This is a genomic window from Streptomyces sp. NPDC003393 (assembly GCF_053589015.1).
The window spans coordinates 1-21,477 of the sequence record NZ_JBSFRB010000041.1 but is presented as its reverse complement, the minus strand read 5'-3'; the positions used below and the strand labels follow the sequence as shown (position 1 = coordinate 21,477).

Below are 21,477 nucleotides of genomic sequence, written 5' to 3'. Positions count from 1 at the left end.
GAGGAAGGCGGCGACATGACCGACCCCAACGCCATCCAGCCGAGCGAGCTCGACCAGCTCCCGGACCGCGACCCCGAGGAGACCGCCGAATGGCAGGCCTCGCTGGACGCCGTCGCCAAGGCGGCCGGGCCGCACCGTGCCGCGTACCTGATGCGCCGCACCCTGGAGCGTGCCGAGGGCACCGGCGTCGCCCTGCCGAAGCTCCTCGAGACCGACTACGTCAACTCCATCCCGACCGCCGCCGAGCCGGCCGTCCCCGGTGACGAGGCCATGGAGGCCCGGATCACCGCGTGGAACCGGTGGAACGCGGCGGCGATGGTCACCCGCGGCAGCAAACACGGCGTCGGCGGCCACATCGCCACCTTCGCCTCCGCCGCCTGGCTGTACGAGACGGGCTTCAACCACTTCTTCCACGGCAAGGAGGGTGACGGCTCCGGCGACCAGCTGTACATCCAGGGCCACGCCTCCCCCGGCATCTACGCCCGCGCCTTCCTCGACGGCCGGCTCACCGAGCAGCACCTGGACAACTTCCGCCAGGAGGCCGGCGGCAACGGTCTGCCGTCCTATCCGCACCCGCGCCGCCTGCCCTGGCTGTGGGAGTTCCCGACGGTGTCCATGGGCCTCGGCCCGATCTCGGCGATCTACCAGGCGCGGTTCAACCGCTACCTGACCAGCCGCGGCATCAAGGACGTCTCCGACTCGCACGTGTGGGCCTTCCTCGGCGACGGCGAGATGGACGAGCCGGAGTCCACCACCGCGCTCACCCTCGCCGCCCGCGAGGGCCTGGACAACCTGACCTTCGTCATCAACTGCAACCTGCAGCGCCTGGACGGCCCGGTCCGCGCCAACTTCAAGATCGTGCAGGAGCTGGAGGCCCTCTTCCGCGGCTCCGGCTGGAACGTGATCAAGACGCTGTGGGGCACCGCCTGGGACGAGCTGTTCCAGCTCGACACCACCGGCGCGCTGGTACGCCGGCTGCGCGAGGTACCGGACGCGCAGGTGCAGACGTACCAGACGCGTGACGCCGCCTACATCCGCGAGGACTTCTTCGGCAAGGACCCGGCGCTCGCCGAGATGGCGAAGCTGCTGAGCGACGACAAGATCCTCGAGTGCTTCCACCTCTCGCGCGGCGGCCACGAGTCCCGCAAGGTCTACGCCGCCTACAAGGCCGCCCTGGAGCACAAGGGCGCGCCGACGGTGATCCTGGCCCAGACGGTCAAGGGTCACACCCTCGGTGACGGCTTCGCCTCGAAGAACGCCAACCACCAGATGAAGAAGCTGACGGTGGACGAGTTCAAGGCGATGCGCGACCGTCTGGACCTGCCGATCAAGGACAGCGACTTCGCCGACGGCCAGGTCCCCTACGGCCACCCGGGCGCCGACTCCCCCGAGGTCCGCTACCTCCAGGAGCGCCGTGCCGCCCTCGGCGGCCCCGCCCCGGCCCGCCGCGTCCACCCGCTCCCGGCGCTGCCCGCCCCGGCCGAGAAGGCCTTCGCCGCCTTCGACAAGGGCTCCGGCTCGCAGAACGTGGCCACCACCATGGCGTTCGTCCGCCTGGTCAAGGACCTGGTCCGCGACAAGGAGACCGGCAAGCGCTGGGTGCCGATCGTCCCGGACGAGGCGCGCACCTTCGGCATGGAGTCGCTGTTCCCCCCGCTGGGCATCTACTCGCCCAAGGGCCAGACGTACGAGCCGGTCGACCGCGACCAGCTGATGTACTACAAGGAGGCCAAGAACGGCCAGATCCTCAACGAGGGGATCACCGAGGCCGGTTCGATGGCCGACTTCATCGCCGCGTCCACCGCGTACGCGACGCACGGCGAGGCGATGATCCCGTTCTACATCTTCTACTCGATGTTCGGCTGGCAGCGCACCGCCGACCAGATGTGGCAGCTCGGCGACCAGCTCGGCCGCGGCTTCCTCGTCGGCGCCACGGCCGGCCGCACCACGCTGACGGGTGAGGGTCTCCAGCACGCCGACGGCCACTCGCCGGTGATCGCGGCGACCAACCCGGCGGCACTGACGTACGACCCGGCGTTCGCGTACGAGATCGCGGTCATCGTCAAGGAGGGCCTGCGCCGCATGTACGGCGAGGCGGCCGAGGGCGAGGACCAGAACGTCTTCTACTACCTCACCGTCTACAACGAGCCGCTGCCGCAGCCGGCCAAGCCGTCCGGCCTCGGCATCGACGAGGGCATCGTCAAGGGCCTGTACCGCTTCAACACGGCGGAGTCCGCGGGCCTGACGGTCCCGGCGAACGCCCCGCGCATCCAGCTGCTGGGCTCCGGCACGGCGATCCACTGGGCGCTGAAGGCGCAGCGCCTGCTGGCCGAGGAGTGGGGCGTGGCCGCCGACGTGTGGTCCGCGACCTCCTGGGGCGAGCTGCGCCGCGACGCGATGGAGGCCGACGCGGCCCTGCTGCGCGGCGAGGACCGGGTGCCGTACGTGCGCCAGGCGCTCCATGGTGCCGAGGGCCCGGTGCTGGCGGTCTCCGACTACATGCGCCAGGTCCCGGACCAGATCGCGCAGTGGGTCGAGCAGGACTGGTCCTCGCTGGGCGCCGACGGCTTCGGTCTGTCGGACACCCGTGACGCGGCCCGCCGCCACTTCGGTGTGGACGCCGAGTCGATCGCCGTCGCCGCCCTGGCCCAGCTCGCCAGGCGCGGTGAGGTGAAGGCCTCGGCGGTCAAGGAGGCCCGGGAGAAGTACGGCCTGTAAGGACCGACGGCCGACAGGTGACGAAGGGGTACGGCACTGGCCGTACCCCTTCGCTGTCAGTGGCCCCCGGCATCATGGGCCCATGCGTGCCGCCCGCCTGATCAAGATGGTGCTGCTGTTGCAGTCCCGGCCCTCCATGACCGGCGCCGAGCTGGCCCGGGAGCTGGAGGTGTCCGAGCGGACCGTCACACGGGACGCGCAGGCGCTGTCCGAGGCGGGTGTGCCGGTGTACGCGGACCGGGGGCGGGCCGGCGGGTACCGGCTGATCGGCGGGTACCGGACGCGGCTGACCGGGCTCGCGCGGAGCGAGGCGGAGGCCCTGTTCCTGAGCGGGGTGCCGGGGGCTTTGCGCGAGATGGGTCTGGAGGACGCCGCTTCGGCGGCCCGGCTGAAGGTGTCGGCGGCGCTGCTGCCGTCGCTGCGGGGCGCCTCCCGCAGTGCCGCCCGGCGCTTCCACCTGGACGCTCCGAACTGGTTCACCGAGCCGAGGACGCCCGCACTGTTGCCCGCCGTCGCCGACGCGGTGTGGGGCGACCGCCGGATCACCGCGCGCTACCGGCGCGGCGAGGCCGAGGTGGAGCGCGAGCTGGAGCCGTACGGGCTCGTGCTGAAGGCGGGGGTCTGGTACCTCTGCGCGCGGGTGGCGGCGCGAGGGTCCTACCGCGTGTACCGCATCGGCCGCTTCACGGCCGTCGAGGTGGGCGAGGAGCGGTTCGAGCGCGACGAGGAGTTCGAGCTGCCCGCCTTCTGGGCGGAGCGCGCCGAACAGTTCGCGCGGTCGATCCTGCGGGCCGAGGTCGTCGTACGGCTGTCTCCGGCCGGCGCGCGCCGACTGCCGTACGCCGTCGATCCCGCCGCCGCCCGGGAGGCCCTGGCCGCCGCGGGATCGCCGGACGAGGACGGGTGGCTGACGGTGACCGTCCCGGTGGAGTCCGAGGAGGTCGCCCACGACCAGCTCACCTCGCTCGGCCCTCAGGTGGAGGTGCTGGCCCCCGGTTCGCTGCGCGAGCGCTTCGCGCGGGACGCGCTGCGTCTGGCCGCGCTGTACCGCTGACGGCACGCCCCTGATAACGATCCGCCGCACTCCGCCGCACTCCGCGTGCGGGCCCCGGCCCGAAGGCCGATGCTTGACCCGTGATGGACGAGACGGAGTTCTGGGAGCTGATCGACGCCACGCGCGGGGCCGCCGAGGGGGACCCCGAGGAACAGGCGGACCTGCTCGTGGAGCGGCTGCTCGAGTTCGACCCGGAACTGGTGCTGGACTTCGCCCGTCACTTCGAGGCGCGGTACAACCGCGCCTACCGCTGGGATCTGTGGGGCGCCGCCTGGGTGCTGCTGGACGGCGCGAGCGACGACGCGTTCGACTTCTTCCGGTGCTGGCTGATCGGTCAGGGCCGGGAGGTCTTCGAGGGAGCCGTGAACGACCCCGACTCGCTCGCCGATCTCCTGGACGACTTCGACGAGGAGATCGACGGGGACGGCGAGGAGCTCGGCTACGCGGCCGACGAGGCCTACGAACAGCTCACCGGCACCGTCGCCCCCGACCTCGGCATCGCACCCGCCGCGCCCGAACCGGAGGGCTCCCCCATCGCCTTCGAGGACGACCGGGCACTCGCCCAGCGCTACCCCAGGCTGTGGGACAGATTCCGGGAGTGATCCCGGAAACACGGACTCCGCGAGTGGCCCAGGGAAACACGGAGTCCCGGAGTGACGTCCCGCGCCCCGGTCGCACCGCTCAGTTCCTCCTGCCCTGGAGCCGGGCCGCGGCCTCCCGGATGGCGGGGAGACGGATCCTGAGAGCGGCGCCCGGGCAGTCGGTGGGGAAGCCGTCGCCGTGGCCGGCCAGGGCGGGCAGCAGGGCGGTGGTGCCGGCCGGGTACCGGCTGAGCGTGTTGCTGGAGACCAGGGTGACGGAGGAGCGCGGGTCGACCCCGGCCAGACCCAGTTTCCAGGCGGCCAGCGCGGCGATCGCGTCCGTCATCGCCCGCGGCACGGGGGTACCGGCCACGAACGTGCCGATGGCCGCGATGCCCGCCGTGCGGTGGTTGAAGCCCTGGGTGTGGGCGCCGGTGACGGGGCGGTCGACGCCGCCCGCGCGGCCCTCGTAGATGGTGCCGCAGCGGTCGACGAGGAAGTTGTAGCCGATGTCGTCCCATTTGCGGGCGCCGGTCTGTCCCGCGTACAGGTATCGGATGATGCGCGGGGTGTCGGCGCACTTGTAGCCGTTGGGCGTGTCAGTGTGGTGGACGAAGACGGCGACCACCTTGTCGTCGTAGCGCGGTGGCGGCTGCTGGTGCCGCGTCGTGGGGTCCAGCCACACCGATCGCGGAACGATGCGCGGCCGGGGTGCGGTGTGCCGGCCCTCGGCCTGCCGCGGCGCCACGGCCTGCGCGGGCTCCGAGCCCGGTGCCTGGGCGCGCAGCGCGTCCGGCGCTTCCAGGGCCAGTGTGCGATCGACGCTCTGGGCGCCCAGCAGCACCGCGCCGACGGCGGCGGCGCCCGTCAGGCAGCACAGCAGTGTCACGGCGGTGCTCCGCAGCCGCTCCGGGCACCGGTGCGGCACGCCGGGCCGGCTCCGCCCCAGCGGGCCCGGCCGTCCCCAGGTGTGCCCTGCCTTCCGCACTCCACGCATGGGATCACTGTCACCCCCATCCGGTCCGTCCGCGATGTGTGGTCTGCCACCTGGTGGAACCATCGTCCTGGTCGGGGTCGTTTCCGGTGGTACACGTACATGTGGCCGGACGCCGGGTCCGCGTGCTCGTGGACGGGCGTCCGCTCACGGGCCCGCCGGTCGACCGCAAGGGCCTGTTTCGCGCGCGTGCGGGGCGGAGAGGGCAGAGAGAAAGGCGGCGTGGGTGAACCTGCTCGATCTCGTGCTGGTGCTGCTGATCCTGCTCTACGCCGCGTCCGGCTACCGGCGCGGACTGGTGGCCGGCTGTGTCTCGCTGGCCGGATTCGTGGGCGGTGCGGTCGTCGGCGTGTGGGTGCTGCCGTGGGTGATGGACTTCGTCACGCGCGGGACGACCACCGCGACGGTCACCGCCGTCGTCACGGTGCTGATCCCCGCGGTGGCGGGGCACGAACTGGCGGGGCGCCTGGCGCTGCGGCTGCGGGGCGGGCTGGAGCGCGGGCCGCTGCGGGTGGCCGACGGGATCGGCGGGGCCGCCGCCAACGCGGTGGCGGTGCTGATCGTGGCGTGGGTGGCGGCGAGCGTGCTGGGTGCCTCCTCGTCCCCGGTGGTGACGACGGCGATACGCGACTCTGCGCTGCTCGGTGCGGTGCAGCGGGCGATGCCGGACACCACGCCGGCCTGGTTCTCGCGTGCCACCTCCGCGCTGAACGAGGCGGGTTTCCCGCAGGTCTTCAACCCGTTCGAGAACGAGCCGGCGGCCGGCGTGGCCGAACCCTCCGGCGACAGTGTGACGGCCCGGGCGACGAACGCCGCCCGGCTCAGCACGGTGAAGATCCTGGGTACCTCGGGCAACCAGGGCCGTGAGGGCAGCGGGTTCGTGTACGCGCGGGAGCGTGTGATGACCAACGCGCACGTGGTGGCGGGCATCGACGATCCGGCCGTGCAGATCGGCGGCGCAGGGCACGCGTACCAGGCGCGGGTGGTGCTGTTCGACCCCGACCGGGACGTGGCCGTGCTCTACGTCCCGGGCCTGGACGCCCCCGTGCTCCGCTTCGACGGCACCGCCGCGCGCGGCGACCCGGCCGTGGTCGCGGGCTATCCGCAGGACGGCGGCCTGAACCTGCGGGCGGCGACGGTGGCGGACCGGATCGAGGCGACGGGCCAGAACATCTACAACACCGCCACGGTCACCCGGGAGATCTACGCGATCCGTTCGACCGTCCTTCCCGGCAACTCCGGCGGCCCGCTGCTCACCGTGGACGGCCGCGTGTACGGCATGGTGTTCGCCCGCTCCACCTCGAACAGCGAGACGGGCTACGCCCTGACGGCGGACGAGATCGCCTCGGACGCGCGGCAGGCGGCGACCGCGACGACGGCGGTGGACACGGGCGCGCTGGTCTCCTCCTGACCCGCCCGGGGCGGGTCAGGGGCGTCGGTCACAGGGCGCGGCCCATGAGCACGTCGTCGACGTAGGCCCCGTCCAGCAGGAACTCCTCCGGCTGGACGCCCTCCACGACGAAGCCCTCGGACTCGTACAGCTTGCGGGCGGCGGTGTTGTGGCCCAGCACCCGCAGAGTGAGACGCCGGGCGCCTTGGCGGCGGGCCTCCTCGGCGGCGGCGCGCAGCAGGGCGCGGCCGACTCCGGTGCCGCGTGCCTCCTCGGCGACGGCCAGACCCCGTATCTGGCGGACGTGCGCGTTGGACCTCAGCGGTGTGGCCAGGCCCAGCCGGATGTAGCCGGCGACGGCGCCGTCCACCTCGGCCACGAGGATCTCGTCCGGCCCGGAGCGCTCGGTGAAGAAGGGCTCGTACGGCGGCTGCGGACGCGGCTGCACGGAGTGCAGTGTGGACCAGGTGGCCCGGTCGAGCCGGGCGAGCGGGTCCTCGTCGTCGAGGGCGGCGGGGCGTATGTGGACGGCCGACATGGTGATCACTCTATGCCCGGGGCCGAACGGGCGCGCCGGTATTTCCGTGCCGCGGCGGGCAGGATGGGCGCATGGAACGTTCGCGAATCGCGGTGGCCGGCGCGTCCGGTCTGATCGGCAGCGCACTGGTGCGGTCCCTGGTCTCGGACGGGCACGAGGTGGTGCGCCTGGTGCGCCGGGAGGCGCGGGGCGGTGACGAGGTCCGCTGGGACCCGGAGCGGCAGTACGTGGACGCGGCCGGGCTCGCCGGCTGCGACGCCGTGGTCAATCTGGCGGGCGCCGGGGTGGGCGACCACCGCTGGACCGAGGCGTACAAGAAGACGATGCGGGACGGCCGGGTGCTGGGCACGGCGGCACTCGCGGAGGCCGTCGCCTCCCTCGACACGCCGCCGCGGGTGTTCGTCTGCGGCAGCGCGGTCGGCTTCTACGGCCACACCGGTGACAAGGCGGTCGACGAGAGCGCGCCGCCCGGGGACGGCTTTCTGCCCGAGCTCTGTGTGGCCTGGGAGGAGGCCGCGGCGGCGGCGCAGGAGGCGGGCATCCGGACGGTGTTCGCGCGCACCGGGCTGGTGGTGGCCCGCCGGGGAGGGGCGTGGGGCCGGCTGTTCCCGCTGTTCAAGGCCGGGTTGGGCGGACGTCTCGGCGACGGGCGGCAGTACTGGTCGTTCATCGCGCTGCACGACGAGGTGGCGGCGCTGCGGCATCTCATCGACACCGGGAGCCTGTCGGGGCCGGTCAATCTCACCGCCCCGCAGCCGGTGACGAACCGTGAGATCACGGCCGCGATGGGGCGGGTGCTGCACCGGCCGACGCCGTTCCCCGTGCCGGCGCCGGTGCTGCGGGCGGTGCTCGGGGAGATGGCGGACGATGTGCTGGGCAGCGCGCGGGTGGTGCCGAAGCGGCTGCTGGAGTCGGGGTTCTCGTTCGCGTTCCCGGGGATCGAGGACGCGCTACGGGCCGCTCTGTGATGCGGTGCGACCGTATGCGACCGCCGTGCGACCGTGCCCTGTCGATGCGCGACTGCACCTGACCGATCACGACCTTAACCTCGTGCCGAACTCGGGTATTCCTCAACCCGGTTGGGGGCATCACTGCTCCACCGGTCGCGCAACCTCGAGGAGGGGCACGTGCTTGAGCCCGCGTACCAGGTGGATGTCGTCGTGGTGGGAGCCGGGGTCGCCGGGCTCTCGGCCGCCCATCGGCTGATCAGCGCAGGAGTAACGACCGCGGTCCTGGAAGCCGCCCCTTACGTGGGCGGCCGTATGTCGACGGAGAAGGTCGACGGGTTCCGGCTCGACCGGATCGGGCAGTTGCTGTTCACGTCCTATCCCCAGCTGGGCCGGGGTCCCGGGCTGGACGCGCTCGTGCTGCGCCCCTTCGCACCGGGGGTCCTGCTGCACAGCGACGGCCGGCACCACCGCGCGGGCGCCCCGGCGGGCGTAGGGAGCGCATGGGGCGCACTTCATGCTGTGCGCGCCCTCGCGAGCGCCCCCCGGCCGTCCGCGCCCTCCAGGGGTGTCCGGGCCGGCCGTGCCCTGCGCCCCGCCCCGCCCGGCGCCGGGCTCCCTCCGGACGCCGGGCCGGACACCGGGACCGGTCCCGCGGCACGGCTCGACGCGTCCCTCCCCGGCACCGCGCGCCCGGTCCGCGCCGACAGGGCCCGGCCCGGGCGTGGCGAGCGTGCCCAGCCCTTCGGCATCGGCGCGCCGCTGCGCCTGCGCACCGCGCTCGCCCGTATCGCCGCCACCCCGGTCGAACGCCTCCTGGCCCGCCCGGAGCTGCCCGCCGGCCAGGCGCTGGCGGCCCGCGGGCTGCCCGCCCGCACCGTCGACGGCTTTCTGCGGCCATTGCTGTCCGCCCTGCTGTGCGACCCGGACCTGACCACGTCCAGCCGGTGCGCGGACCTCGCGCTGCACGCCTTCGCGAGCGGCCGGCTGTGCCTGCCGGAGGGCGGCGCGGAGGTCCTGCCCGAGCTGCTCGCCGGGGCGCTGCCGCCGGGCACCGTGCACACCGGGGTCCGGGTGACCTCCGTCGCCACCAACTCGGTGACCACCGCCGAGCACGGCGAGATCCGCTGCCGCGCGGTCCTGGTCGCCACCGACGCCCGCACCGCCGCCGAGCTGCTGCCGGGCCTGCGCCTGCCGGACTTCCATCCGGTGACGGTGGTGCACCACACGACGGACGAGCCCCCGGCGACGGGCGGGCACCTGCTGCTCGACGCGGAGCGCGGCGGGCCGGTCGCGCACACGTCGGTGATCAGCCATGTCGACCCGTCCCGCGCCCCCGCCGGCCGGACCCTGGTCTCCTCCACTGTCCTGGGCGAACCCCCGGCCGACGTCGACGCCGCCGTACGCCGCCATCTGTCCCGCCTGTACGGCACCTCGACCGCCCGCTGGGAGACACTCGCCGTCCACCGCACCCCCGAGGCGGTCCCCACGATGCGTCCCCCGCACGACCTCCGCCGTCCGGTGCGCCTCCTGACGGGCCTGTACGTCTGCGGCGACCACCGCGACACCAGCACCCTCCAGGGAGCCCTGCACTCGGCCCACCGGGCCTGCGCCGCGCTCCTGGCGGACCTGGGCGCGGGCCGCTCCCTGCACCGCGCGGACCCGGAGGCGACGTCACCGAAGGCGGCGGCGGCCTGACACCGCCCTGGCCCGGACCCGCCCGCCTCCGAGCGGGCGGGTCCGGGCCAGGGCGCGTCGCCACCGGGGCCGCCCGGCGAGCGGCCTCGGCGCCCACCGGGCGCCGCTCTCAGTTCAGGGTCGCGAGCTTGTCGCGGTACGTCCGTACGGCGGTCGCGTCCTTGTACGGCTCCAGACGGCGCTCGAAGTCGCGGACGTACTCGTGGGCGCGTACCGAGCGCATCTCGGCGGCCTGGCCTGCCGCCTCGGCGGCGAGGCGGCAGGCCTGGTCGAGGTCGCCGAGTCCGAGGCGGGCGGTGGCGAGGACGACGCGGCAGAACAGGCGGCTGCGGGCGTACGCCGGAGCGCGCAAGTGGAGCGCGCGCTCGGCGTGCTGCGCGGCGGCGCGGTACTGCTGGAGATCCCGGTGGCAGTGCCCGAACTCGTCGGAGAGCTGGGCCTCGTCGAAGGAGCGCGCCCAGTACGGCACCTCGTCGCCGGGCCGGGCACCCTCCAGGGCGCGCTCGGCGCGCACCAGGCAGGCCGTGCAGGCGCGCACCTCGCCGAGCACGGCGTGCCCGCGCGCCTCGGCGGCGTGCAGCAGCGCCTGGACGACGGGCGGCGCCGAGGTGCCGATGCCCTGCTGGGCCACCCGCGCGAGCTGCACCGCCTCCCGCCCGTGCGCCAGGTAGACGGCCTGCCGGCTCATGGTGACCAGCACATAGGCGCCGTAGGGCCGGTCCCCGGCGGCCTGGGCGAGCCGCAGCGCCTGCACGAAGTAGCGCTGCGCGAGCCCGTGCGCGGCGATGTCGTAGGACGTCCAGCCCGCGAGCCGGGTGAGGTCGGCGGCCGCCGCGAACAGCCGGCGGCCCGTCTGCTCGCCGTAGGTGCCGCGCAGCATCGGCTCGCACTCGTGTTCCAGATAGCGCACGAGCGCCTGGCGGGCGTGGCCGCCGCCGTACATGTCGTCGAGGGTGCGGAACAGCTCGCCGACCGAGCGCAGCGCGGCGACGTCCCCCGCGGTGACCCGCTGGCCCGCCTCCCGCTCGGTCCGGTCCCGTTCGGCCCGCCCGCGCTGCCGGGGCACGCTCGCGACCTGCGGCTGCCGGTCCGCGAGCGCGGCGGCGTCGGTGGGCCGGCCCTGGGCCGGGACCCGCACGGCGGGCGTCTCGCCGCGGGCCACCCGGTCGTCGGCGCGCCCGATGAGCCAGTCCCGGCTGGGCACCACGAGACCGGCCGGCGTGAAGGCGATCTTGCGCAGCTCGGCGTGGCTGCCGGAGTCCTTGCGCCACAGCCCGCTGACGATGTCGACGGCCTCCTCGGGGGCGGCGGCGAACTCCAGCCCCGCGTAAACCGGCGCGCAGGCGTCCAGTCCGAGGTCCTGCGCGGTCAGGCGGCGGCCCAGCCGCCGGGTGAAGACCTCCGCGATGAGGGCGGGGGTGGTTCCCCTCGGCTGCTGCCCGCGCAGCCAGCGGGTGACCGACGTCTTGTCGTATCTGAGGTCCAGCCCGTGTTCGAGACCGAGCTGGTCCACGCGACGGGCCAGACCTGCGTTGGAGAACCCCGCTTCTGCGATGAGCGCGGCGAGCTGGCGGTTGGGGGTGCGCTGCGCGGGTCGTTCCGTCATCTGCGGTGCGGTCTCCTGCCTTTCGGGAGCGCACGCGGCCGCGTGCGTGCCCGGATTGCCTGTGAGCAGCCCTTATGGCCTCGTGAACGGCGCGAATGTAGCGGAGAGTGAGCGGTCGACCGCAATCTTCGTCCGGCATTCATCCGATCGTGTGAGAATTGCCCGCCGAGCTGACGCGCGACAGGCGGACGTACAGTGGCGTGGGCACGTTTCGTGCCTTACGACCTTCCAGGGAGGCGCTAGCCGTGAGTGAGTTGCGGTTCGTCCGCATGGGATTCGGTGCGGACATGGTGGACTACCAGGTCGCCTGGGACGAGCAGCGCCGGGTGCACGCCGCCCGCTTCGCCGACGAGATCCCCGACACCTGTCTCGTCCTGGAGCACCCGCCGGTCTACACCGCGGGGCGCCGCACCGCCCCCGAGGAACGCCCCCTGGACGGCACCCCGGTCATCGACGTGGACCGCGGCGGCAAGATCACCTGGCACGGCCCCGGCCAGCTCGTCGGCTACCCGATCCAGAAGCTGCCCCGGCCCGTGGACGTGGTCGCGCATCTGCGCCGCCTGGAGGAGGCGATGATCCGGGTGTGCGCGGACTTCGGCATCGAGACCTCGCGCGTCGAGGGCCGCGCCGGGGTGTGGGTGCTCGGCGACCCGGTCGAGGAGCGCCCCAGGCTCGGCGGGCTCCAGCTCGACTTCGACCCGCGGACCACCGACTCCGAGTTCGACCCCCGGCTCAACGGCCCCGAGTACGCGCCGTCGAACGCCGGCCAGCGCCGCGAGGACCGCAAGATCTGCGCCATGGGCATCCGCGTGGCCAAGGGCGTCACGATGCACGGCTTCGCACTGAACGTGAACCCGGACACCTCGAACTTCGACAAGATCATCCCCTGTGGCATCCGCGACGCGGGCGTCACCTCCCTCTCGTACGAGCTGGGCCGCGAGGTCACCATCGACGAGGTGCTGCCGCTCGCCGAGAAGCATCTGCAGGATGTGCTCGGGAACGCGGACCTCCAGCCGCGCGTGATCGAGAAGACGTCCGCCTGACCTCCCGGACGGGGAATGCGCCCCATGGGCCATGGGTTGGCCATCCGTGAGGGCCATGAACATCATGGGCGTACCCTGAGGTACGCCGAGGAATCAAAGCTTTAGGGAGCCGGTCGTGTCCGCAGTCACCCCCGACGGACGCAAGATGCTGCGCCTGGAGGTCCGCAACAGCCAGACCCCCATCGAGCGCAAGCCCGAGTGGATCAAGACCCGGGCGAAAATGGGCCCCGAATACACCAAGATGCAGAACCTCGTGAAGAGCGAGGGCCTGCACACGGTCTGCCAGGAAGCCGGCTGCCCCAACATCTACGAGTGCTGGGAGGACCGCGAGGCGACCTTCCTCATCGGCGGTGACCAGTGCACCCGGCGCTGCGACTTCTGCCAGATCGACACCGGCAAGCCCGAGGCGCTGGACCGCGACGAGCCGCGCCGCGTCGGCGAGTCCGTGGTCACCATGGACCTGAACTACGCCACCATCACCGGCGTCGCCCGCGACGACCTGGAGGACGGCGGCGCCTGGCTGTACGCGGAGACGGTCCGCCAGATCCACCAGCAGACCGCCGACCGCGAGGGCGGCCGTACCAAGGTGGAGCTGCTGGCCCCCGACTTCAACGCGGTCCCCGAGCAGCTGGCGGAGGTCTTCTCCTCCCGCCCGGAGGTCTTCGCGCACAACGTCGAGACCGTCCCCCGGATCTTCAAGCGCATCCGCCCCGGCTTCCGCTACGAGCGCTCCCTGAAGGTGATCACCGAGGCCCGCGACTTCGGCCTGGTCACCAAGTCCAACCTCATCCTCGGCATGGGCGAGACCCGCGAGGAGGTCAGCGAGGCGCTCAAGCAGCTGCACGACGCCGGCTGCGAGCTGGTCACCATCACCCAGTACCTGCGCCCGAGCGTGCGCCACCACCCGGTGGAGCGCTGGGTGAAGCCGCAGGAGTTCGTCGAGCTGAAGGAGGAAGCCGAGCAGATCGGCTTCTCGGGCGTGATGTCCGGACCGCTGGTACGGTCCTCCTACCGCGCCGGGCGCCTGTACCAGATGGCCGTGGAGAAGCGCGGCAGCTACATCGCCGTCCAGGCGGTCTGACAGCTCGTCACTCCAGCGTCCCGTCAAGGGATACCGGCAGCCGTGTGAATTCACGCACAAGAAGCTACCGGCAGGTAGTGGCCGATACGACGCGGTCCCGACCGTCGCCCCAGATCAGGGCGTCCGTCGGGGCCGCGTCACCTTTTCGACCTGCTCCATCCGGGTTTCATCGGTGTTTGACCGGTGGGTCACGCCCTGGTAACACCAATCAGTGACCCTGGACTCACACCACGTACACCAGAGCCGTTACGAGGGGGGACCTCCACCATGCAGGCCGCGCACGTTCGCGCCACAGCCATTCCGTCCTTCACCGACGCACTGCGCGCGGTCGAGTCGCTGCTGATGAGCGGTGGCCAGCGCACCGCCCGCCGCAACGCCTGGACCTCCGTCCTGGAGGACCGCCGCCGCGCCAAGGACCGGGTCGAGGCCCAGCGCGTCCTCGACCAGTTCCCCGCCGTCCGCCCCTGACCGGGCCGCTCCCGGCGCTACGGACACTGCCGTCGTCGGGGCTTGCCGGGCCACGTAGACTTCGTGGCATGGCGAGGAAGGAAACCGCAGCCGAGGCTGCCAACCCGGGGCGACTGAAGCAGATCGCCCTGACGTTCCAGATGACCCGCAAGGCCGATCCGAAGATCGGCCTGATCCTGGCGGGCATCTTCATCATCACCTTCGGTGTCCTCCTCGGGATCGGCTTCGCGATCAGCCATCCGATCTACCTGGGCATCCTGGGGCTCCTGCTCGCCTTGCTCGCGACGGCGATCGTCTTCGGACGCCGGGCGGAGCGGGCGGCCTTCGGGCAGATGGAGGGCCAGCCGGGTGCCGCGGCGGCGGTGCTGGACAACGTCGGCCGCGGCTGGACCACCACTCCGGCCGTCGCCATGAACCGCAGTCAGGACGTGGTGCACCGCGCGGTCGGCAAGGCCGGCATCGTGCTGGTCGCCGAGGGCAACCCGAACCGGGTGAAGTCCCTGCTCGCCGCCGAGAAGAAGAAGATGAACCGCATCGTGGCGGACGTCCCGGTGCACGACGTGATCGTCGGCCAGGGCGAGGGCATGGTCGAACTGAAGAAGCTGCGCACCACCATGCTGAAGTTCCCCCGCGTGCTGACCGGCCCGCAGGTCACCGCCACCAACGACCGGCTGCGCGCCCTGGGCGACCTGATGAGCAACATGCCGCTGCCCAAGGGCCCGGTCCCCGGGCGTGGCCTTCGCGGTCGCTCCCCCCGGACGCCGCGAGGATGACACCCTGCCTCACCTCGCCGCTCATCCCCGTGGGCGGCAGCGGGTGAGGATCAGCGGGAGGGCAGATCTTCGAAGCCCTCCATGGCTTTCATGAGCTCATTTCGGAGACGGCACGAGCCAGACGTCGGACCGGCAACCCCTGCTCGTCCGCCGTGTCAGCCGTGGGCGAGGGTGCGGTGCACCCAGGCGTCGCGGGTGGCGAGGGCCGCCCGGGAGAGGGCGGCTGCGGGGGCGGCGCCGTCGAAGATGTGGAAGCCACCGGCCCACACGTGCAGTTCCGCCTGGACGCCGGCAGCCCACAGGCGGGAGGCGTAGGCGGCGTCCTCGTCCCGGAAGACCTCGGCGGAGCCGACGTCGATGAAGGCCGGGGGCAGCCCGGACAGGTCGGCGGCCCGGGCGGGAGCGGCGTACGGGGAGACGGCCCCGGTCGCGCGCCGCTCGCCGAGCAGGGCGTTCCAGCCGGTGATGTTGCTCTCCCGGCTCCAGGAGCCGGTTCTGGAGTACTGCAGGGTGGAGGCGGTCCGGTCGCGGTCGTCGAGCATCGGGCTCATCAGCAGCTGCGCCAGCGCCCGGGGGCCCTTGCGGTCACGGGCCAGCAGGGCCACTCCGGCGGCCAGGCCACCGCCGGCGGAGGTACCGGCGAGCAGGATCCGCTCGGGATCGATGCCGAGGTCGGCGGCGTGGGCCGCGGTCCACACAAAGCCCGCGTATGCATCCTCCACCGGGGCCGGGTCGGGGTGTTCGGGGGCCAGTCGGTAGTCGAGGGAGACGACCACGCCGTTGTGGTCCAGGGCGTGGTCGAGGATGTGCTCGATGCCGGTGAACCGGTCGCCGATGATGAAGCCGCCACCGTGCAGGTAGTAGATGCCCGGCCCGGTCCTCGTCCTGCCGCGCGGAGTGAAGACGGACGCGGTCAGCTCACCATCCGGACCGGGTACGGAGACGACCTCGTGGTCCATGGCCCGTGCGGCGAGAGCCTCTTCGATCGGGGCGGTGAAGGGAGCCGCCCGCAGCGGCCCGATCATGTCCGGCGTGAGCACGGCGGGCAACGGGCTGTCGGCGAGCAGGGCGTCGAGTTCGGGGTCGTACGGGGGACGGACAGGCGTGGGGGAAACAGCCGGTGCGGTCATGAGGTACTCCTGGTGGGGTCAGCGCGGCCGGCGGGCGCAGCCGACATGTGGATGGGTCAGGGCAGCAGGACGGTCTTGCCGGGCAGCCGTCCGGCGGCGGCGTCCTCGTGGACGGCTGCCAGATCCGCCAGCGGGCGCCGCTGCGCGACGTCGATCTCCAGGTCGCCGGCGTCCACCCGGGTGACCAGGCCGGCGAGCTGGGAGGCGTCGCTGCGGACGAAGACCCGTACGGAGCGCACGCCGCGCCCGGGACGGTCCGGGCCGGGTGTGGTGGTGCTGACGAAGGCTCCGCCGTCGGCGACCGACTCGACCAGGGCCGTGGTCTCCCCGGGGCTGGTGGGCGCGAGGTTCAGCACCGCGTCGAAGCGCCGGCCGGTTACCGCCTGCGGCAGCGGGGTGGCGGTGCGGTCGATGATCCGGTCGGCGCCGTAGGCGCGCACGCGGTCGATGCTGCGCGGACTTGCGGTGGCGGTGACAACGGCACCGGCCTGCCCGGCGAGCTGGACGGCGTAGCCGCCGACCGCCCCGCCCGCGCCGTTGACCAGGAGGGTCTGCCCGGCCTTGAGGTCGGCGTGTTCGAACAGCGACTGCCAGGCGGTCAGGCCGGTCGAGGGCAGCGCCGCGGCGTCGGCCAGGTCGACACTCTTCGGCGCGGCGGCCAGCGCCACCGCCGGCGCCAGGGCGTACTCGGCGGCCGCTCCGGGCCGGTCCATCGGCAAGAACGCCACCACCGCGTCCCCGGCCTCCCATCCGCTGACCCCCTCGCCGACCTCCGCGATCACTCCGGCGACATCGATGCCCGGGATGTGCGGGAGAGTCAGCGGGAACACCTCACGCAAAAAGCCCGCACGGATCGTGGCGTCCACGGGGCTGAACGTGGTGCCGGCCACCCGCACCACCACCTGGCCCGCACCCGCCACCGGACGGTCGGCGTCCTCGTGGACCAGGACGTCGCTGTCGCCGTACGCGTGGAAACGCACTGCCTTCATGATCACTCCTCTGTCGTGAGCAGTTGCTTCGAACTCGAAGCATGACGACCATAACTTGCTTCGAATCCAAAGCAATACCGGGGCAGGAACGTGTTGTTCGTCACATCCAACTAGTCGTGATGCTCTGAATTCGCAGCACATATGCTGGGCGGATGTCCGAGATCCGCCCCGACGCCGACGGTGTCCAGCCGCTCGACCCCGCGCAGCTGAACACCTACTTCGTGCTGCTGGAGTCCGTCAGCCTGCTCCAGTACCAGCTCGAACAGCAGCTGCGCGCCGAGGGTGGCATCAGCTACGTGCAGTTCGAGCTACTGGCCCGCCTCGCCGACGCGGCCGGCCCGCTGACCATGACCCAGCTGGCGGACGGTGTCGTCTACAGCCGCAGCGGCCTGACCTACCAGGCCGGACTGCTGGAGAAGGCCGGCCTGATCACCCGCGGCCCCGACCCCGACGACGATCGCGCGACCGCAGTCACCCTCACCGAGGCCGGCCTGGCCCTCGTCCGGCGCATCCTGCCCGGCCATATCCAGCTCGCCCGCCGCCTGCTGTTCGATCCCCTGACCGACGACGACCTGCACCGTCTCGGCGACATCATGGCCCGCGTACGCGACCACATGCGCACCCAGCCGCCCCGCTCCGCCGCGCCGCGCAAGCGCCGCCGTACCACCACCCCCGACGCGGCCAGGACGGATGGCTGAAGACTTCACCGTCGGCGCTGCGCTAGGACGGCTCGCCGAGGTCACGCGTCATCCAGCCGGGCGTGTCGAGGCGGACGGGGGAGGCCCCGACCAGTGTCGCCAGATGCTCTTCCAGGCGCTCGAGTTCGGCGGAGCCGATCTGCCGTTCCCAGCGGTCGCGCAGTTCGTCGAAGATCTCCTCGCCCTGGCGCAGCACCTCGAAGCCGAGGGCGGTGACCTGAAGGCGTTTGCGGCGGCCGTCGAGGGGATCGGTATCGCGTGTCACGTATCCGCGTTTCTGCAGGACTGCGATCGTTTTCGCGGCCGCCTGCTTGGAGACGGACAAGCGGCGGCCGAGCCGCGTGGCGTCATCGGCGCCCGCGGCAATGGCCCGCATGGCGAAGTCGTGGACAGGACGTACGTCCTGGTAGCCGCGCTGAGCAAGCTCGCCGGTCACTTCGTCCACCAGCGAACGGAAGCCCCCGAGCAGGAGCAGCGCGAGAGCGGCACCGGAACGGGACATGGCAGCAGCGTACGGGAAGGGCCAAGAAGGGCTTGCAGTTAGACAACTGGGTTGGCTAACATTCGGGCAACCAGGTTGTCGAATTGGGGAGACGCGATGAAGGCGACACCGGCCGGCGCGACAATTGCAGGGATCACCCACCATCGCGTCGAGGTGAACGGAACCACGCTGCACTACGTGGCGGCGGGAACCGGCGGAACCCCGGTCCTGCTGGTCCACGGGTTCCCCGAGACCTGGTGGGCCTTCCACAGGCTCATCCCGCTGCTCGCGGCCCACCACCGCGTGTTCGCCGTCGACCTGCGCGGCTTCGGCGACTCCGGCAACGGGCCCGGCACGTACGACAGCGCTACCGCGGCCGAGGACCTGCACCTTCTGATCGAACAGCTCGGCGTCGGCCCCGTCCATCTGACCGGGCAGGACATCGGCGGGCCGAGCGTGTTCCGTCTCGCGACCACGTACCCGCACGACGTGCTCAGCCTCACCGCGATCGAGACGGGACTACCCGGATTCGGAATGGAGGCGCTGGCCGACATCACCCGCGGCGGCGCCTGGTACATCGGGGTTCTCGCCGCACCCGGCATCCCCGAGATGCTGTTGACCGGCCGCGAGCGCGAGTTCTTCGGACAGTTCCTCTTCCCGGCCTTGAGCGCGACCCCGGGAGCGATCACCGAGGCCGACATCGACGAGTTCTCCCGCACCTACGCACGGCCCGGCGGATGGCGCGGGGCGATCGGCCTCTACCGGTCGATGCTGAGCGAGGGTTCCGAAATCAGGGCCCTCGCCCGGAGGCCCGGACTGAACGTGCCCGTGCTCGCGGTCGGGTCCCGTGCAGGCTCCTTCACCCTGGCCACCATGACCCAGGCCGCGGCGAGCGAAGTGAGCTCGGCATCTCTCGACGGTGTCGGCCACTACGCCGCCATGGAGGCTCCCGAAGAACTGGCCAAGGCGATGATCGAGTTCACCGGACGCATCGACGCACAGTGACCTGAACTCAGCAGACCAGCGATGCCGCGGGCGTGGCCGGGTCCGTGCGGACGTCAGATCCGGACCTCCACGGTCCCCGCCAGCCGGTCGTGCAGGCCGCGCCCGTCGCGGTCCCAGATCAGGGGCGGCAGGGCGAGGAACAGCAGGACCGTACGCAGAAGGGCGCGCCAGGGGTTCGCCCGCCCCGTGTTCAGGGCGACCACACGGAGGCCGAAGAGCCGCTTGCCCGGGGTGAGACCCACGGTGCCGAGCGTGAGGACCATCAGGGCGAACAGGAGCAGCGGCGCCCACACCTGGGCCGCGTTGTTGTAGCTGTCCGCGATCAGACCGTATGCGATCAGCAGGCACACGCCCCAGTCCACGACGAGCGCCCCGATACGCCGGCCCGGGCGGGCGATCGAGTTCGGCCCCTCCTCCGGGAGCCCGAGCTGCTCGCCCCGGTAGCCGAAGTCGGCCCCGGCTTCTTCCATGGCCGCCCGCGGCCCGGAGAGCCATGATCCGATTGCTTGCCTGTTGTCCACCCGTCCACGGTACTGCGAGGCTGGAAGCTGGGGGCCGGCCGGGGTGTCCACGGACGTGACCCCACCCGGGCCGGTTAACTTCTGCGAAACAAATGGGTCACGCCCGAGAAATCACCCGTCCCTAGGGTCGGCATCAGCGTGTGCCACCGCACTGGCCGCACGAACGATCTACCACCCCGGCGGGACGGTCGGGAGTAGGAGGAGCTGGATGTTCCAGAACGCCGACGAGGCCAAGAAGTTCATCGCGGACGAGGACGTCAAGTTCATCGACGTCCGCTTCTGCGACCTGCCGGGCGTCATGCAGCACTTCACGGTGCCCGTTGAGGCGTTCGACCCCGACGAGGAACTGGCCTTCGACGGATCCTCGATCCGTGGCTTCCAGGCCATTCACGAGTCCGACATGGCTCTGCGCGCCGACCTGTCCACCTCGCGCGTGGACCCGTTCCGCCGGGACAAGACCCTCAACATCAACTTCTTCATCCACGACCCGATCACGGGCGAGCAGTACTCCCGTGACCCGCGCAACGTGGCGAAGAAGGCCGAGGCGTACCTGGCCTCCACCGGGATCGCCGACACCGCGTACTTCGGCCCGGAGGCCGAGTTCTACGTCTTCGACAGCGTCCGTTTCCGTACGGCGGAGAACGAGTCGTTCTACCACATCGACTCCGAGGCCGGCGCCTGGAACACCGGTGCGCTCGAGGAGAACCGCGGCTACAAGGTCCGCTACAAGGGCGGTTACTTCCCGGTCCCGCCGGTCGACCACTTCGCCGACCTGCGCGCCGAGATCTCCCTGGAGCTGGACCGGGCCGGTCTGAAGGTCGAGCGCCAGCACCACGAGGTGGGCACCGCCGGTCAGGCCGAGATCAACTACAAGTTCAACACGCTGCTGGCCGCCGCGGACGACCTTCAGCTGTTCAAGTACATCGTGAAGAACGTCGCCTGGCGCAACGGCAAGACGGCGACCTTCATGCCGAAGCCGATCTTCGGCGACAACGGCTCGGGCATGCACGTGCACCAGTCGCTGTGGAGCAACGGCGACCCGCTGTTCTACGACGAGGCCGGTTACGCGGGCCTGTCGGACACCGCCCGCTACTACATCGGCGGCATCCTCAAGCACGCCCCGTCGCTGCTGGCCTTCACCAACCCGACGGTCAACTCCTACCACCGTCTGGTGCCGGGCTTCGAGGCCCCGGTGAACCTGGTGTACTCGCAGCGCAACCGCTCCGCCGCGATGCGTATCCCGATCACCGGTTCGAACCCGAAGGCCAAGCGCGTGGAGTTCCGCGCCCCGGACGCCTCCGGCAACCCGTACCTGGCCTTCTCGGCGCTGCTGCTGGCGGGTCTGGACGGCATCAAGAACAAGATCGAGCCCGCCGAGCCGATCGACAAGGACCTCTACGAGCTGGCTCCCGAGGAGCACGCCAACGTCGCCCAGGTCCCGACTTCCCTCGGCGCCGTCCTCGACCGCCTCGAGGCCGACCACGAGTTCCTCCTCCAGGGCGACGTGTTCACGCCGGACCTGATCGAGACGTGGATCGACTTCAAGCGCGCCAACGAGATCGCCCCGCTCCAGCTGCGCCCGCACCCGCACGAGTTCGAGCTCTACTTCGATGTGTGACATGGCCCCAGGTCGGAGCGGGTGACCGCACCCCTGGGCCGTCTGTGGGCCGTCGGCCGGCGGGGGCGGCGGGGGGTACCGGCCCCCGGCCCGGACGGGGCGAGGGGGCGCGGGGGGGGGGGGGGAAGAGGGGGGACAGGGAAT

Annotated in this window: 20 protein-coding genes; 13 read left to right on the top strand and 7 right to left on the bottom strand. The window is 71.9% G+C overall.

Features of this window, described 5'->3' with window-relative positions:
* Window positions 1–15: 15 nt before the first annotated feature.
* The 3 genes from aceE (at window position 16) to ACWDUZ_RS30530 (ending at window position 4,374) form a co-directional block, all read left to right on the top strand.
* Window positions 16–2,718, top strand: a complete 2,703-nt coding sequence (gene aceE, locus ACWDUZ_RS30540; protein WP_451635040.1) for a pyruvate dehydrogenase (acetyl-transferring), homodimeric type — start codon at window positions 16–18, stop codon at window positions 2,716–2,718.
* Window positions 2,719–2,800: 82 nt separating this feature from the next.
* Window positions 2,801–3,772 carry a helix-turn-helix transcriptional regulator gene (locus tag ACWDUZ_RS30535; RefSeq protein WP_451635039.1) on the top strand — a complete coding sequence of 324 codons (972 nt, stop codon included), beginning with the start codon at window positions 2,801–2,803 and terminating at the stop codon, window positions 3,770–3,772.
* 83 nt (window positions 3,773–3,855) lie between these two features.
* Window positions 3,856–4,374, top strand: a complete 519-nt coding sequence (locus tag ACWDUZ_RS30530) for a DUF4240 domain-containing protein (RefSeq protein WP_451635091.1) — start codon at window positions 3,856–3,858, stop codon at window positions 4,372–4,374.
* Window positions 4,375–4,453: 79 nt separating this feature from the next.
* Here the strand turns inward: ACWDUZ_RS30530 and ACWDUZ_RS30525 are convergent, their stop codons facing one another.
* Complete coding sequence (locus ACWDUZ_RS30525) at window positions 4,454–5,350, bottom strand: peptidoglycan recognition protein family protein (RefSeq protein WP_451635038.1); 897 nt, start codon at window positions 5,348–5,350, stop codon at window positions 4,454–4,456.
* Between the two features lie 223 nt (window positions 5,351–5,573).
* On the opposite strand from ACWDUZ_RS30525, the gene ACWDUZ_RS30520 reads away from it, so the two are divergent.
* Window positions 5,574–6,758, top strand: a complete 1,185-nt coding sequence (locus ACWDUZ_RS30520; RefSeq protein WP_451635037.1) for a MarP family serine protease — start codon at window positions 5,574–5,576, stop codon at window positions 6,756–6,758.
* 28 nt (window positions 6,759–6,786) lie between these two features.
* Here the strand turns inward: ACWDUZ_RS30520 and ACWDUZ_RS30515 are convergent, their stop codons facing one another.
* Window positions 6,787–7,275 (bottom strand): N-acetyltransferase family protein, encoded by a 489-nt coding sequence (locus ACWDUZ_RS30515; protein ID WP_451635036.1) that lies wholly within the window; start codon window positions 7,273–7,275, stop codon window positions 6,787–6,789.
* Between the two features lie 71 nt (window positions 7,276–7,346).
* Here ACWDUZ_RS30515 and ACWDUZ_RS30510 point away from each other — a divergent pair, with 71 nt between their 5' ends.
* Complete coding sequence (locus ACWDUZ_RS30510) at window positions 7,347–8,243, top strand: TIGR01777 family oxidoreductase (protein ID WP_451635035.1); 897 nt, start codon at window positions 7,347–7,349, stop codon at window positions 8,241–8,243.
* 159 nt (window positions 8,244–8,402) lie between these two features.
* Window positions 8,403–9,920: an NAD(P)/FAD-dependent oxidoreductase gene (locus tag ACWDUZ_RS30505; RefSeq protein WP_451635034.1), complete on the top strand. Its 1,518-nt coding sequence runs from the start codon at window positions 8,403–8,405 to the stop codon at window positions 9,918–9,920.
* A 109-nt stretch (window positions 9,921–10,029) separates the two neighbouring features.
* Here the strand turns inward: ACWDUZ_RS30505 and ACWDUZ_RS30500 are convergent, their stop codons facing one another.
* Window positions 10,030–11,526, bottom strand: a complete 1,497-nt coding sequence (locus ACWDUZ_RS30500; protein ID WP_451635033.1) for a regulator — start codon at window positions 11,524–11,526, stop codon at window positions 10,030–10,032.
* A gap of 245 nt (window positions 11,527–11,771) precedes the next feature.
* Between ACWDUZ_RS30500 and lipB the strand changes: the two genes are divergently transcribed.
* The 4 genes from lipB to ACWDUZ_RS30480 all read left to right on the top strand — a co-directional run bounded on the left by lipB (window position 11,772) and on the right by ACWDUZ_RS30480 (window position 14,891).
* Window positions 11,772–12,569 carry a lipoyl(octanoyl) transferase LipB gene (lipB, locus tag ACWDUZ_RS30495; RefSeq protein ID WP_451635032.1) on the top strand — a complete coding sequence of 266 codons (798 nt, stop codon included), beginning with the start codon at window positions 11,772–11,774 and terminating at the stop codon, window positions 12,567–12,569.
* Window positions 12,570–12,684: 115 nt separating this feature from the next.
* Window positions 12,685–13,650: a lipoyl synthase gene (lipA, locus tag ACWDUZ_RS30490; RefSeq protein ID WP_451635031.1), complete on the top strand. Its 966-nt coding sequence runs from the start codon at window positions 12,685–12,687 to the stop codon at window positions 13,648–13,650.
* A gap of 267 nt (window positions 13,651–13,917) precedes the next feature.
* Window positions 13,918–14,118: an SCO2195 family GlnR-regulated protein gene (locus ACWDUZ_RS30485; RefSeq protein WP_358867156.1), complete on the top strand. Its 201-nt coding sequence runs from the start codon at window positions 13,918–13,920 to the stop codon at window positions 14,116–14,118.
* A gap of 68 nt (window positions 14,119–14,186) precedes the next feature.
* A complete protein-coding gene (locus ACWDUZ_RS30480) occupies window positions 14,187–14,891 on the top strand; it encodes a DUF4191 domain-containing protein (RefSeq protein WP_451635030.1) in 705 nt (234 codons plus the stop codon).
* A gap of 155 nt (window positions 14,892–15,046) precedes the next feature.
* On the opposite strand, the gene ACWDUZ_RS30475 is transcribed toward ACWDUZ_RS30480, so the two are convergent.
* Window positions 15,047–16,021: an alpha/beta hydrolase gene (locus ACWDUZ_RS30475; RefSeq protein WP_451635029.1), complete on the bottom strand. Its 975-nt coding sequence runs from the start codon at window positions 16,019–16,021 to the stop codon at window positions 15,047–15,049.
* 56 nt (window positions 16,022–16,077) lie between these two features.
* The gene (locus ACWDUZ_RS30470; RefSeq protein ID WP_451635028.1) at window positions 16,078–17,010 is read right to left on the bottom strand and encodes an NADP-dependent oxidoreductase; all 933 of its coding nucleotides are present in this window, start codon (window positions 17,008–17,010) and stop codon (window positions 16,078–16,080) included.
* Between the two features lie 152 nt (window positions 17,011–17,162).
* Here ACWDUZ_RS30470 and ACWDUZ_RS30465 point away from each other — a divergent pair, with 152 nt between their 5' ends.
* The gene (locus tag ACWDUZ_RS30465; RefSeq protein ID WP_451635027.1) at window positions 17,163–17,708 is read left to right on the top strand and encodes a MarR family winged helix-turn-helix transcriptional regulator; all 546 of its coding nucleotides are present in this window, start codon (window positions 17,163–17,165) and stop codon (window positions 17,706–17,708) included.
* Window positions 17,709–17,730: 22 nt separating this feature from the next.
* Here the strand turns inward: ACWDUZ_RS30465 and ACWDUZ_RS30460 are convergent, their stop codons facing one another.
* Window positions 17,731–18,210, bottom strand: a complete 480-nt coding sequence (locus ACWDUZ_RS30460) for a MarR family winged helix-turn-helix transcriptional regulator (RefSeq protein WP_451635026.1) — start codon at window positions 18,208–18,210, stop codon at window positions 17,731–17,733.
* Window positions 18,211–18,306: 96 nt separating this feature from the next.
* Between ACWDUZ_RS30460 and ACWDUZ_RS30455 the strand changes: the two genes are divergently transcribed.
* Window positions 18,307–19,194 (top strand): alpha/beta fold hydrolase, encoded by an 888-nt coding sequence (locus ACWDUZ_RS30455; RefSeq protein WP_451635025.1) that lies wholly within the window; start codon window positions 18,307–18,309, stop codon window positions 19,192–19,194.
* A gap of 53 nt (window positions 19,195–19,247) precedes the next feature.
* On the opposite strand, the gene ACWDUZ_RS30450 is transcribed toward ACWDUZ_RS30455, so the two are convergent.
* The gene (locus ACWDUZ_RS30450) at window positions 19,248–19,715 is read right to left on the bottom strand and encodes an RDD family protein (protein WP_451635024.1); all 468 of its coding nucleotides are present in this window, start codon (window positions 19,713–19,715) and stop codon (window positions 19,248–19,250) included.
* Between the two features lie 208 nt (window positions 19,716–19,923).
* Between ACWDUZ_RS30450 and glnA the strand changes: the two genes are divergently transcribed.
* Window positions 19,924–21,333 carry a type I glutamate--ammonia ligase gene (glnA, locus tag ACWDUZ_RS30445; protein ID WP_451635023.1) on the top strand — a complete coding sequence of 470 codons (1,410 nt, stop codon included), beginning with the start codon at window positions 19,924–19,926 and terminating at the stop codon, window positions 21,331–21,333.
* Window positions 21,334–21,477 lie beyond the last annotated feature (144 nt).